Source organism: Mycobacterium sp. NPDC050551 (assembly GCF_040674075.1).
Taxonomy (GTDB): domain Bacteria; phylum Actinomycetota; class Actinomycetes; order Mycobacteriales; family Mycobacteriaceae; genus Mycobacterium.
The window spans coordinates 97,262-110,724 of sequence record NZ_JBFARC010000005.1 but is presented as its reverse complement, the minus strand read 5'-3'; the positions used below and the strand labels follow the sequence as shown (position 1 = coordinate 110,724).

11 protein-coding genes are annotated in these 13,463 nt (G+C 70.7%); 8 read left to right on the top strand and 3 right to left on the bottom strand.

Features of this window, described 5'->3' with window-relative positions; genetic code table 11:
• The first annotated feature begins 2 nt into the window (after window positions 1–2).
• From solA to AB0K11_RS20370, 7 genes are read left to right on the top strand one after another with little or no spacing between them, the layout of a single operon-like run.
• A complete protein-coding gene (gene solA, locus AB0K11_RS20400) occupies window positions 3–1,136 on the top strand; it encodes an N-methyl-L-tryptophan oxidase (protein ID WP_364980900.1) in 1,134 nt (377 codons plus the stop codon).
• Window positions 1,133–2,269, top strand: a complete 1,137-nt coding sequence (locus AB0K11_RS20395) for an aromatic ring-hydroxylating dioxygenase subunit alpha (protein ID WP_364980897.1) — start codon at window positions 1,133–1,135, stop codon at window positions 2,267–2,269. Before solA ends, AB0K11_RS20395 begins: the two co-directional genes overlap by 4 nt.
• An 11-nt stretch (window positions 2,270–2,280) precedes the next feature.
• A complete protein-coding gene (locus AB0K11_RS20390; RefSeq protein ID WP_364980894.1) occupies window positions 2,281–3,759 on the top strand; it encodes an aldehyde dehydrogenase family protein in 1,479 nt (492 codons plus the stop codon).
• 19 nt (window positions 3,760–3,778) lie between these two features.
• Window positions 3,779–5,344 (top strand): amino acid permease, encoded by a 1,566-nt coding sequence (locus tag AB0K11_RS20385; protein ID WP_364980891.1) that lies wholly within the window; start codon window positions 3,779–3,781, stop codon window positions 5,342–5,344.
• Window positions 5,337–6,872 (top strand): GMC family oxidoreductase N-terminal domain-containing protein, encoded by a 1,536-nt coding sequence (locus AB0K11_RS20380; RefSeq protein WP_364980887.1) that lies wholly within the window; start codon window positions 5,337–5,339, stop codon window positions 6,870–6,872. The genes AB0K11_RS20385 and AB0K11_RS20380 overlap by 8 nt, the downstream gene beginning before the upstream one ends.
• A gap of 49 nt (window positions 6,873–6,921) precedes the next feature.
• On the top strand, window positions 6,922–8,694 hold the full coding sequence (locus AB0K11_RS20375; protein ID WP_364980884.1) for a putative nucleotidyltransferase substrate binding domain-containing protein: 1,773 nt from the start codon (window positions 6,922–6,924) through the stop codon (window positions 8,692–8,694).
• A gap of 12 nt (window positions 8,695–8,706) precedes the next feature.
• The gene (locus AB0K11_RS20370) at window positions 8,707–9,516 is read left to right on the top strand and encodes an IclR family transcriptional regulator (RefSeq protein WP_364980881.1); all 810 of its coding nucleotides are present in this window, start codon (window positions 8,707–8,709) and stop codon (window positions 9,514–9,516) included.
• On the opposite strand, the gene AB0K11_RS20365 is transcribed toward AB0K11_RS20370, so the two are convergent.
• Window positions 9,455–11,092, bottom strand: a complete 1,638-nt coding sequence (locus AB0K11_RS20365; protein WP_364980878.1) for an alpha/beta hydrolase — start codon at window positions 11,090–11,092, stop codon at window positions 9,455–9,457. The two genes, AB0K11_RS20370 and AB0K11_RS20365, sit on opposite strands and share 62 nt — an antisense overlap.
• Window positions 11,089–11,364 carry a hypothetical protein gene (locus tag AB0K11_RS20360; RefSeq protein WP_364980875.1) on the bottom strand — a complete coding sequence of 92 codons (276 nt, stop codon included), beginning with the start codon at window positions 11,362–11,364 and terminating at the stop codon, window positions 11,089–11,091. Before AB0K11_RS20360 ends, AB0K11_RS20365 begins: the two co-directional genes overlap by 4 nt.
• 205 nt (window positions 11,365–11,569) lie before the next feature.
• On the opposite strand from AB0K11_RS20360, the gene pafA reads away from it, so the two are divergent.
• Window positions 11,570–12,928 (top strand): Pup--protein ligase, encoded by a 1,359-nt coding sequence (gene pafA, locus AB0K11_RS20355; RefSeq protein ID WP_264012757.1) that lies wholly within the window; start codon window positions 11,570–11,572, stop codon window positions 12,926–12,928.
• A gap of 6 nt (window positions 12,929–12,934) precedes the next feature.
• Here pafA and AB0K11_RS20350 read toward each other — a convergent pair whose 3' ends face one another.
• Window positions 12,935–13,438, bottom strand: coding sequence for a hypothetical protein (locus tag AB0K11_RS20350; RefSeq protein WP_364980870.1), 504 nt, complete (start codon window positions 13,436–13,438; stop codon window positions 12,935–12,937).
• Between the last annotated feature and the right edge of the window lie 25 nt (window positions 13,439–13,463).

Here is a 13,463-nt window from a genome sequence, read left to right as displayed (position 1 = left end):
CCATGACATACGACGTCATCGTGATCGGTCTCGGCGGGATGGGCAGCGCGGCCGCCTACCACCTCGCCGCCCGCGGGCAGCGCGTGCTGGGGCTGGAGAAGTTCGGCCCGGCGCATGACCGCGGCTCCAGCCACGGCGGGTCACGGATCATCCGGCAGTCCTACTTCGAGGACCCTGCCTACGTCCCCTTGCTGCTGCGCGCTTACGAGCTGTGGGGCGACCTTGCCGCCGACTCCGGCCGCGAGGTGTTCCGGCTGACCGGAGGGCTGTTCATCGGGCCGCCCGACAGCCTGACCGTCGCAGGCAGTCTGCGGGCCAGCCGGGAATGGGACCTGCCGCACGAGGTGCTCGACTCCACCGAGATCCGGCGCAGGCACCCGAATTTCACGCCCCGCAACGACGACATCGCGCTCTACGAGGCCAAGGCGGGATTCGCCAGGCCCGAGCTGACCGTGCAGGCCCACATCGACCTCGCCGAACAGGCAGGCGCCACCCTGTCCTTCGGCGAGGAGGTGCTGCACTGGGCGGAGACCGCAGGGGGTGTCTCGGTGACGACGACGCAGGGCAGCCACACCGCGGGCCAGCTCGTCGTCTGCCCGGGCGCCTGGGCGCCACAGCTGTTGGCGGAGTTCGGCATTCCGATCACCGTCGAACGGCAGGTGCTGTACTGGTTCGACCCGGTCGGCGGCGCCGACGCCTTCGCCGACCAGCCGATCTTCATCGCCGAGGACAGCGGTGGCGACCAGATCTACGGGTTCCCGGCGATCGACGGCCCGGCCGGGGGAGTGAAGGTCGCGTTCTTCCGCCGCGGTGTGGTCTGCACGCCCGAGACCATCGACCGCGAGGTGCACGACCGCGAGATCGGCGAGATGCGCGCCAAGGCCGCCGAACTGCTGCCCGCCCTGGACGGGCCGCTGTTGCACTCGGCGACGTGCATGTACTCCAACACCCCCGATCAGCACTTCGTGATCGCCCGCCACCCCGACAGCGCGAACGTCACCGTGGCATGCGGCTTCTCGGGGCACGGCTTCAAGTTCGTTCCGGTGGTGGGCGAGATCCTCGCCGACCTGGCCACCGACGGTGTCACCCGCCACCCGATCACGCTGTTCGACCCCCGGCGACTGGTGACGACATGACGACCCTGCAACCGCCCTCGGGGCTGCGCGCCACCCTGCGCGGCGAGTACTACACCAGCGACCGGGTGTTCGCCGCCGAGCAGGAACACATCTTCGAGGACATGTGGTTCTGCGCGGTGCGGTCCGCCGAACTCGCCACCCCCGGCATGTTCCGCAAGGTGCAGGTGGGCAGGGAGAGCGTGCTGCTGGTGCGGGGACGAGACGGGCTGCTGCGGGCGTTCCTCAACATCTGCCGCCACCGCGGCGCGCAGCTCTGCACCGACGACGCGGGCGAACTGCGGCGCAACCTGCGCTGCCCGTACCACTCCTGGACCTACGCCCTCGACGGCAAGCTCGTCGCGGCGCCGAACATCGGGACGCTGACCGACGACGACGGCGCGCCGATCGACCGCTACCGGTTCGGGCTCGTCCCCGTCGCCCTCACCGAATGGCTCGGCTACGCGTGGGTGTGCCTGTCCGATACGCCGCCACCGTTCGACGACGTGATCGCCGAGGCCACCCGAACCCTGGGCGACGCCGACGCGATCAACCGCTACGGCATCGGCGGGCTCGACGTCGGCAGGCGCATCGTCTACGACGTCGCCGCGAACTGGAAACTGATCGTCGAGAACTTCATGGAGTGCTACCACTGCAGCTCGATCCATCCCGAGCTCGTCGGCGTGCTCCCCGAGTTCGCCCGCGGTGTGGCCGCTCAGGCGAACATCGGCCGCGGTGCCGAATTCGGCTCGGCCGTGGACGGGTTCACGGTGGACGGCGCCGCCGGGTTCGAGCGGCTGCCGGGCATCACCGACGGCCAGGACCGCCGCTACTACGCGATCACCGTCAAGCCGACGGTGTTCATCAACCTGGTGCCCGACCACATCATCTTCCACCGGATGATCCCGATGTCCCCGACGCGGACCGTCGTGGAGTGCGACTGGCTCTACACCGCCGACGTCGTCTCCGCCGGGCGCGACGTCACCCGGTCGGTCGAGCTGTTCCACCGGGTCAACGAACAGGACTTCGAGGCCTGCGAGCGAACGCAGCCGGCGATGGCGTCGCGGGCGTACCGGCACGGCGGTGTCCTCGTCCCCGCCGAACATCACATCGCGGAGTTCCACGAGTGGGTAGTGTCCCGTCTCGACTGTGACTGACGGGACGTGTCGTGGACGGTGAACCGGACCTCTACATCGGAGGGTCATGGCGTCATGCCTCCGACGGGGGCACCCGGGAGGTGATCGACCCCGCCGACGGTTCCGTCGCCGCGACCGTAGACGAGGCGACCCCCGACGACGCGCTGGCCGCGGTGGCCGCCGCGCGGGCCGCCTTCGACGACGGGCAGTGGGCGGCCACCGCCGTCGGCGACCGTGCCGCCCTGCTGCTGCGGATCGCCGATCTGCTGCAGCGCGACAAGGACCGGCTGGCCCGGCTGGAGACCCGCGACACCGGCAAGACGCTGGCCGAGAGCGAGATCGACATCGACGACGTCACGTCGGTGTTCCGGTACTACGCACACCTGATCGCGACGCAGTCCGACCGACTCGTCGACGTGGGCGACCCGACGGTGATCAGCCGGGTGGTGCACGAACCGGTCGGCGTCTGCGTGCTGATCGCGCCGTGGAACTACCCACTGCTGCAGATGGTCTGGAAGATCGCGCCCGCGCTGGCCGCCGGCGCCACCATGGTCGCCAAGCCCAGCGAGGTGACACCGCTGAGCACGATCGCGTTCACCCACCTGCTCGTCGAGGCGGGTGTCCCCGCCGGTGTGGTCAACCTGGTGCAGGGCAGCGGCGCCCGCCTGGGCGAGGCACTCACCGACAACGCGGCCGTCGACCTGATCTCCTTCACCGGGGGCGCGGCCACCGGGCGCGTCATCGCCGAGACCGCCGCCAAGCACGTCACCAGGGTGGCGTTGGAGCTCGGCGGCAAGAACCCCCACATCGTGTTCGCCGACGCGGACTGGGAGTCCTCGGTCGACCAGGTGCTCACCGGGGTGTTCCTGCACTCGGGTCAGGTCTGCTCGTCGGGAACGCGGCTGATCGTCGAAGCCTCGATCGCCGGCGACTTCGTCGCCGAACTCGCCCGCCGCGCCGAGAAGATCCGGGTCGGGCACGGCATGGACCCCGCCAGCGAGACCGGCCCGCTGGTCTCCGAATCGCATCGCGCGAAGGTGGAGGACTATGTCGCGCTCGGGATCTCGGAGGGCGCGGTGCTGGTCACCGGTGGCGCGCGGCCCAGCGATCCGGGGTTGGCCGCGGGCAGCTTCTACCTGCCGACGATCTTCGACCGCTGCGACCGGTCGATGCGGATCGTCATCGAGGAGACCTTCGGGCCGATCCTGACCGTGGAGCGGTTCACCGAGGAGTCCGAGGCGATCGCACTCGGAAACGACACGCAGTACGGTCTCGCGGCCGGAGTACGGACATCCGACGCGGCGCGGGGCGAACGTGTGGTGCGGGCACTGCGGCACGGCACGGTGTGGCTCAACGACTTCGGCTACTACACCGCCGCGGCGGAGTGGGGCGGCTACGGGAAGTCGGGCAACGGTCGCGAGCTCGGACCCACCGGGCTCGCGGAATATCAAGAAATCAAACACATCTGGCACAACGTCGCGCCGAAGCCGGCCGGCTGGTTCACGGGCTAGCCGCAGAGAGGACACCACCATGGTGATCAAGGAACCGAACAGGGCGAGCGGAGCGACGGGAGGAATCGCGGCGGACAGCGGGATGGAGGACTTCGGCTACAAGGAGTCCCTGGACCGCAGCATCGGCAAGTTCGCCAGCTTCGCCGCCGGCGTCAGTTACATCTCGATCCTGACCGGCACGTTCCAGCTGTTCTACTTCGGCTTCGGCACGGCCGGTCCCGCCTACCTCTGGTCCTGGCCCATCGTGTTCGTCGGCCAGATGGCCGTCGCACTCTGCTTCATGGAACTCGCCGCGAAGTACCCGGTGGCCGGGTCGGTCTACAACTGGTCGAAGAAGCTGGGCAGCCGCCTCGTCGGATGGATGTCGGGCTGGCTGATGCTCACCGCGTCCATCGTGACGATCTCCGCGGTCGCGCTGGCATACCAGCTCAACCTGCCGAGGCTGTGGAGCGGCTTCCAGATCATCGGCGACGGCACCGGCGAGTACGACTACGCCGCCAACGCCGTGCTGCTGGGCACCGTCCTGATCGCGTTCACCACGCTGATCAACGCGCTCGGGGTGAAGCTGATGTCGCGGATCAACAGCGCGGGTGTGTTCATCGAGCTGATCGCTGCCGTGCTGATCGTGCTCCTGCTCGCGGTGAACGTGGAGCGGGGGCCGGACGTCTTCTTCTCCAGCAACGGGTACGGCGCCGGGGAGAGCGGTGGCTGGCTGGCCGCGTTCCTGATCGCCTCGCTCGCCTCCGGATACGTGATGTACGGGTTCGACACCGCGAGTTCGCTGGGGGAGGAGACCGTGGAGCCGCGGCGCACCGCGCCCAAGGCGATCTTCCGCGCGATCCTGGCGTCGTTCGTCATCGGCGGCGGCATCCTGGTGTTCGCCGTGATGGCCGCACCGAACCTGGAGGATCCGGCGCTCGGCGAGAGCACCGGCGGTCTGCAGTACATCGTCGAGCAGGTGATGTGGGGCCCGCTCGGCACCATCTTCCTGATCTGCATCGTCATCGCGGTGACGGTGTGCACCCTGGCCGTCCACACCGCGGCGATCCGGCTCACCTTCGCCATGGCACGCGACAACGCGCTGCCGTTCGGCGAGCGGCTCGCCACCGTCAACCCGAAGACCCAGACGCCGATCATCCCTGCGGTCACCATCGGCGTCATCTCGGTGATCATCCTGGTCATCAACATCGGTCAGCCGAAGATCTTCACGGTGCTGACGTCGATCGCGATCATCATGATCTACCTGGCGTACCTGATGGTCACCGGTCCGCTGCTCAAGAAGCGCCTGCGGGGCGAGTGGCCGCCGAAGGACCTGAAGGAGGGCGGCTACTTCACGATGGGGCGGTGGGGTCTGCCCGTGAACATCGTGGCCGTCGTCTGGGGTGTCGGCATGGCGCTCAACCTCGCGTGGCCGCGGTCGGCGGTCTACGGCGACCCCTGGTACAACACGTGGGGCGCGTTCGTCTACATCGGCGTCATCCTCGGCGCGGGGCTGCTCTGGTATTTCGTCAAGGGACGCAACCACATCGGTTGCCTGGAGAGCCATGCCGCCACCACGAAGGCCGAGGCCGTCCTGGATGACTGACACCGCTTCTCCCGCAGGCACATTCGATTACGTCGTCGCCGGCGGCGGTACGGCCGGGTGCGCGTTGGCGGCCCGGCTGTCCGAGGATCCGGACGTGACGGTGTGCCTGATCGAGGCCGGGCCCACCGACGTCGGTGACGACGCCATCCTGGTGCTCTCGGACTGGATGCACCTGCTGGACTCGGGATACGACTGGGACTATCCGGTTGAGCCCCAGGAGCGGGGCAACTCGTTCATGCGGCACGCCCGCGCCCGGGTGCTCGGCGGCTGCTCGTCGCACAACTCGTGCATCGCGTTCTGGCCGCCCGCCGAGGCGCTCGACGAGTGGGCCGCGATGGGAGCGACCGGCTGGAGTGCCGACGAGGTGCTGCCGCTGATGCGCCGGTTGACCGGAACGGTCGGCCTGCGTGATGTCCCTGCCGAAGATCCCTGCGGCGCAGCGGTACTCGAGGCGGCCGCGGCACTCGGGATGCCGACCGTCGCGTTCAACCGCGGCGAGACGGTGCGCAACGGCGCCGGCTGGTTCCAGATCAACGCCGGTGAGGACGGACTGCGCAACTCGAGTTCACACGCCTACCTGCACCCGATCCTCGACCAGCGGCGCAACCTGGAGGTGCGCACCGACTGCTGGATCGCCGAGATCCTCTTCGACGACGCCCGCAACGCCACCGGCGTGCGCTATCAGCGGCCCGACCTGACCGGGTACGACACCGTGGCGGCCCGCCGCGAGGTGATCCTGTGCGCCGGCGCCATCGACACGCCGAAACTGTTGATGCTCTCCGGGATCGGGCCCACCGCGCACCTGCGAGAGATCGGTGTCCCGGTCCGCGTGGACTCACCCGGAGTGGGCGCCAACCTCGACGACCACGTCGAAGGGCTGGTGTTCTGGGAGGCGTCGAAGCCGATGGTGACGACCTCGACGCAGTGGTGGGAGATCGGGTTGTTCACCACCGTCGACGAGGGCGTCACCCAGCCGGACCTGATGATGCACTACGGCAGTGTGCCGTTCGACATGAACACCCTGCGGCGCGGCTACCCCACCACCGACAACGGGTTCTGCCTCACGCCCAACGTGACGCAGGGCCGCAGCCGCGGCACGGTGCAGCTGCGCTCGCGGGACTTCCGCGACCGGGCCAGGGTCGACCCGCGCTATTTCACCGACCCGGAGGGCTACGACGAACGCATCATGCTCGCCGGGGTGCGGCTCGCCCGCCGGATCGCCGAGCAGCCGGCGCTGGCCGACTGGGTGGCGCGCGAACTCGCACCAGGGCCCGACGCCACCACCGACGACGAACTGCTCGACTACATCCACCAGTGCCACAACACCGTCTACCACCCGGCCGCCACCGCCCGGATGGGCGCGGCCGACGATCCGATGGCGGTGCTCGACCCGCAGCTGCGGGTCAAGGGGGTGTCGAGGCTGCGGGTGGTCGACGCGTCGGCGATGCCGAAACTGCCTGCGGTCAATCCCAACATCACCGTGATGACGATGGCGGAGAAGTGCGCTGACCTCATCCGCAACCCCTGAGCCGGCGGACCTGCCGGCGTTCCTCGCCGAGCACACGCCGTTCCAGGCGATGCCCGACGAGGAGCTCGCCGCGCTCGCCGCCGGCGCGTCGGTCGTCGAGTTCCCGGCCGGCGCGCTGATCGCCGACTACACCGACCGGGTGCCCGACGACGTCTGGATGGTGCACTCCGGTCAGGTCACCCTGCGGGCCGGCGTCGACGGCGCCGTCATCGACATCGTCGGGCGCGGCGGGATCTTCGGCTACACCCCTCTGCTCACCGGCGGCGGGATGGAGTTCGACGCGCGAGCGTCGGTGCCGAGCACACTGATCCGGCTGCCTGGCGCGCCGGTGCGGGCGCAGTTCGCCCGGCCGGCGGGGCTGGCGTTCCTGGCGTCGTCGGCGTGGAACACCTCCGGCGAGCGCCCCGCGATCGCCCCTGCCACCGACAACCGCGCGGTCGGCGAACTCGTGCACGGCGCCGTGCTCGTGGTGCCGCCGGCCACCTCCGTGCGTGATGCGGTGGTGCAGATGACGGCCAGTCACGTGTCCTATGCGCTGATTCGCCTGCCGGACGGCGCATTCGGCATCTTCACCGACCGGGACCTGCGCAGCAGGGTCGTCGCGGCGGGACTCTCGGTGGACGTGCCGATCTCGGCCGTGATGAGTGCGCCGGTGCGGACCGTGACCGCGGACCAGAGCGCGGAGACGGTGTTGATGGAGATGCTCGAGTGCGGTCTGCGGCACATGCCGGTGGTGACCCCGCGCGGCGACGTCGTCGGCGTGCTCGAGGACGGCGACCTGCTGGCCGCGTCCGCCCGGCAGAGCTTCCTGCTGCGCCGCGGGATCGCCACGGCCGCCGACAGCGCCGAACTGGCCCGCGTCGGCCAGCGGGTGACCGGGGTCGCCGCGGACCTGTTCCGCAACGGCACCAAGGCGTCGGCCACCAGTGCGATCCTCTCGGTCGTCATCGACAGCCTGGTGCGCAAGGCGCTCGAACTGGCGCGGGCCGAGACGCCCGACGCCCCGGACGACGGGTTCGCCTGGCTGACCCTCGGCTCGGTGGCCCGCCGCGAGGCGATGCCGTCCTCCGACGTGGACAGCGCGCTGTCGTGGGCGACGCACCTGCAGCCCGCCGCGGACTCGCTGCGTGCGCTCGCCGCGCGCACCCACCGCATCCTCGACGCGTGCGGTCTGCCGTCGGACCGCAACGGCGCCACCGCGGACCGGCCCGCGTTCTCCCGATCAGCCGCGCAGTGGTCCGGCGCGGCGACGGGCTGGCTCGACGACCCGCTGCGCGACCGGGGCTTGATCCTGTCGTCGCTGCTCATCGACGGACGGGTGGTGTGGGGCGATCCGGCCCTGCACACCGTGCCCGCCGCCTACCGCCGGATGCGTGACCGGCACCCGAACACGCTGCGCCTGCAACTGCTCGACGCGTTGTCGGGCAAGGTGCGCACCCGTTCGCTGCGCGACGTGCTGTCCCGGCGCGGCGGCACGTTCGACCTGAAGAACCACGCGGTGCTGCCGATCGTGAACCTGGCCAGGTGGGGTGGCCTGACCGCCGGCGTGACCGCGGGCGGTACGCCTGCCCGGCTGGCCGCCGCGGCCGAGGCGGGGGCGATCACCGATCACGACGTCACCGCGTTGTGCGACGTCTTCATGATGGTGCAGCGACTCCGGATGACCCACCAGGTCGGTCAGCTCGCCGCCGGCCACGCACCGGGCGACGTCATCACCTACGCCGAGTTGTCGCCGTTGAACCGGAGCCTGCTCGGCGACGGTCTCCGTGAGATCGCCGCCGTCCAGCGCCGGGTCCGCAACTTCGCGATCCCACCCGGATAGGATCGACCGGCGATGGCGAACGGCGAGGACAGACCGGCAGCGGCGGTGCAGTCAGTGGACCGGGCGCTGCTCGTGCTGGAGAGCCTGGCGAAGTCGGGGCAGGCGGGCGTCACCGAGATCGCCGCCGAACTCGGCGTGCACAAGTCGACGGTGTCACGGCTGATCGCGGTGCTGGAATCCCGCGGCTACGTCGAGCAGGTGTCGGGCCGCGGCAAGTACCGGCTGGGCTTCTCGATCGCGCGGCTGGCCCGTGCCAGCAGGGCGCGCCTCGACCTCGGCAAGCTGAGTCAGGACGTCTGCGACGGCCTCACCGAGTCCGTCGGTGAGACCAGCAACCTGGCGATCCTCGCCGACGACCGGGTGATCAACATCGTGGAGTCGATCGCGCCCGCGGAGATCAGCCTGCGCACCTGGGTGGGCCAGACGTGTCCGCCGCATGCCACCTCCAGCGGCAAGGCGTTGCTGTCCGGCCTGTCCGACCAGGAGGTCCGGGACCGCTTCGCCGGTCCGCTCGAGGCGTACACACCGAACACCGTCGTCGACATCGAAGCGCTGCTGCGGGACCTGGCCGGCGTGCGCGAACGCGGCTGGGCGAGCGTCAGCGAAGAACTCGAGGTCGGGCTGAACGCCGTCGCAGCGCCGGTCTACGACGACGATGCGCGGGTGGTCGCGGCGGTCAGCGTGTCGGGGCCGTCCTACCGCCTCGGCGACGACCGGTTCGACGAGGTCGCCGAGCAGACGGTCGCCGCGGCCGAGGCCGTCAGCCGCCGACTCGGCTGGGTCGAACCCGGGGACCGTGCAGCGACTCCGAGTCGCCGGTGATCACCGCCAGGACGTTCCGCCACGCGTCCGACGGCCAGTTCAGCACGTCGCTGTGGGCCGCCGGACCCGCCATCGGCCTGCCGTCGTCGTAGCGGCCGGCGTCGAGCCGGATCACACCGGGCATCTCGTCGGGGTCGGCGCCGTGCGGACCGCCCGGAATGCCCTGGACGGCCTCGATCGGGTCACCCGGTGCGGTCATCGAGAACCGCAGCACGTCGGGATTGCGGTTGTGCCATTCGTCCGGATGCTCGACGCCGACGCCCGCCCCTGCGGCCGCAACGTAGAGGATCCGGTCGCCGGTCAGGCCCAGCGCCTCGGCGGTGCCCACGATGGAGCCGCCGTAGGAATGCCCGACGTACGTCACCGGCACGCTGCGGCCGGTCGCGTCGACGACCCGGTCGACGTCGTGGCTGAACGACACCAGCCGGGGTGCCATGTCCAGCGCGTACCGGGGGTCGGCGGCGGCGACGAGGCCGGTCAGCGGATTGCCCCGGGGGAACGGCCCACCCAGGTAGGTGATCATCGCGACGTCGCCGCGGGTGGCCGACACGAATCGGCGCGCGGTCTGCGTCGTCCCCGCCGACCCCTCGACGGTGGTGTTCAGTCCGGGCACCAGCACCGCCACGCTGCGCGCGGTGGCCAGCGACCCGGTGAGTTCGACGAGTGATGCCCGGGCCGGATCGAAGGCCAGGATCTGCCGGTCGACACGCGCGCCGGTGCGGGCGGGGTCGTCGATCTCGGCGAGCAGGCCGCGGTAGAGCTCGATGCGTCGTCGCGACGCCGGATCGGCGCCGTCCTCGGCCACGACCGCCTGCGCGATGTTGATCCGGTTGGCGGCGATCCGCATGTCCCACGGGATGCCGTCGGTGTTGCCGACCTGCTGGGGGAACTCGTCGACGAGGGTGCGGCGCTGCCCGGGCGTCATCGCCGCGATCTGCGCGGCGATGCGGTGCTGTGGGAGCCCGGGCCAGCCGGCCACCAGGTCGGCGCTCGACACCGGCGCACTCGCAGCCGGATCCGTGGCCGCGGGCGCTCGCCCGGGTGCGCCGGAGGACTCGACCGCCTCCTCGAGGTCGCGGGCGGCGTCGGCGTCGGCGGCGCCCAGCCGGTCGAGCGCGGCGGTGATCGCCTGCGTGAGTTCGGCGGCCCTGCGCACCATCAGTCCGCGGGCGATCGACGGATCCCCGCCGGAGAGTGCGACGAGCAGCGGCGCCGCGGCCGCGCCGGGGGAGACGGTGCCGTCGTCGGCCACGACGAAGCCGTCCGCCCGTGCGGAGCCCACCACCGCCACCACGTCGGCCAGCGCGCGTGCGAGCTGACCGGCGCCGTCGCGGGCGGCGACCGCGGCCAGCGTCGTCGCCCGCAGCAGCGCCTGACCGTCGGCTGCCACCTCGACAGCCCGGCGCCGCGCGGCTTCGGCCGCCGCACCGGCAGACGGATCACCGCCGGAGCAGGCGGCGACGATCGACGCGAGCAGTTCCTCGACGCGCGCGGCGGTGGTGTCCCAGCCGTCGGCCAGCGCCGCGAGCGCGTCCGGCCGCCACCCCGACGCCGTCGCCAGGGTCGGTGCGCTCACCGGCCGAAGCGGCGGGCGGCGCCCTGCTCGGTGCCCTCGAACGCAGCCGCCGCGGCCACCGCTGCGCCCGCCCAGTCCCGCAGGGCCGCCGCCAGTTCGGCGGTCAGGGTCGCGAGCACCCCGGGCACCGCCGCCCTCCCCACGTCGGACCCGCGGAGAGCCTCGACATCCAATGTCGGCCAAGGCAAGCCGCCGAGCTCGTCGGCGGCGCGCCGCACGGAATCGGCCGACGCCCGCAGCCGGGCCGGATCGACCTCGGTGTGTCCCCCCATGCCTCATGCTGACAGATTCCGGGGCGGCGGCGCCGACGTTATCCACAGGCTCCGCACCGCCCCCCGCGCACCCGCCGGCGCCCGGACCAGTGCGATCACCGGGCGGCCGTGACATTCGGTGACGCGACTGTCAACGCCAGTCGCCGCGGCGCGCGATCGACGGCTTGCCCGCCGCTACCACACGGCACCCCGTAAGCTCGACAGTGTGCAGCGACGAATCATGGGCATTGAAACCGAATTCGGCGTGACCTGCACGTTCCACGGCCATCGCCGGCTCAGTCCGGACGAAGTCGCCCGGTATCTGTTCCGCCGGGTGGTGTCGTGGGGCCGCAGTTCCAACGTCTTCCTGCGCAACGGCGCGCGCCTGTACCTCGACGTGGGCAGCCACCCCGAGTACGCCACCGCCGAATGCGACAACCTCACCCAACTGGTGACCCACGACCGCGCCGGCGAGCGGGTGCTCGAGGACCTGCTCATCGACGCCGAACAACGGCTGGCCGACGAGGGCATCGGCGGGGACATCTACCTGTTCAAGAACAACACCGACTCGGCGGGCAACTCCTACGGCTGCCACGAGAACTACCTGATCGTGCGCGCAGGCGAGTTCTCCCGCATCTCCGACGTGCTGCTGCCGTTCCTGGTGACACGGCAGCTGATCTGCGGCGCGGGCAAGGTGCTGCAGACGCCCAAGGCCGCGACGTTCTGCCTCAGCCAGCGTGCCGAGCACATCTGGGAGGGCGTGTCGAGCGCGACCACCCGCAGCAGGCCCATCATCAACACCCGCGACGAGCCGCACGCCGACGCCGAGAAGTACCGCAGGCTGCACGTCATCGTCGGCGACTCCAACATGTGCGAGTCCTCGACCATGCTCAAGGTGGGCACCGCGTCGCTGGTGCTGGAGATGATCGAGGCAGGCGTTCCGTTCCGCGACTTCTCCCTGGACAACCCGATCCGCGCCATCCGCGAGGTCAGCCACGACCTGACCGGACGGCGCCCGGTACGGCTGGCCGGCGGGCGTCAGGCCAGTGCGCTGGACATCCAGCGCGAGTACTACGCGCGCGCCGTCGAATACCTGCAGACCCGCGAGCCGGACTCCCAGATCGAGCAGGTGGTCGACCTGTGGGGCCGTCAGCTCGACGCGGTGGAGAGCCAGGACTTCGCCAAGGTCGACACCGAGATCGACTGGGTGATCAAGCGCAAGCTGTTCCAGCGCTACCAGGACCGCTACGACATGGAGCTGTCCGACCCGAAGATCAGCCAGCTCGACCTGGCCTACCACGACATCAAACGCGGCCGCGGCGTCTTCGACCTGCTGCAGCGCAAGGGGCTGGCCACCCGCATCACCACCGACGAGGACATCGAGGCGGCGGTGGACACCCCGCCGCAGACCACCCGGGCCAAGCTGCGCGGCGAGTTCATCAGCGCGGCACAGGAAGCCGGCCGCGACTTCACCGTCGACTGGGTGCACCTCAAGCTCAACGACCAGGCTCAGCGCACGGTGCTGTGCAAGGACCCGTTCCGGTCGGTCGACGAGCGGGTCAAGCGGCTCATCGCGAGCATGTAGGGCGTCTCAGAACAGCCTGCTGCCCGCGCGGGTCAGCACGAAACCGTGTTCGCCTGCGCGGCACGCGAACATGGCGTCTTCACTGACCGCGCACTCCATTCCGTCGGACAGGGCGATCCGGTGGCCCGGCGGCAGCACCGGCAGCGTCGACGGCCCGGCATCCGCGCCGGCGGGCGGGTCCGCCTGCTTCGCGGTCGCCGCGTCGTCCGGTCCGAAAGACAGGTCCCAGTAGCCGTCGATGTCGGGCCGCGGCCCGTGACACCACAGCCGGTGGGCGTAGTCGCGGGTGTTCTTCGAGCACAACTGCCCGCCGGGGGTCGCGAACGCCGACCCGCTGAAGTACCGGCGGGTGTCCTCGGCACGATAGGGGGTCCAGTCGACCTCGGGGTAGTGCGCGAGGTCGGGGAAGGCCGTCACGGGCGTCGCCGGGTGACCGTCGGTCAGACGGCCGCACGCGACCGAAGCGCCGAGGACGAGCAGCACCACGGCAGTGCGCAGGTGTCCGTTCATTCCACGGCCTCCCGTGCTCGTCGTC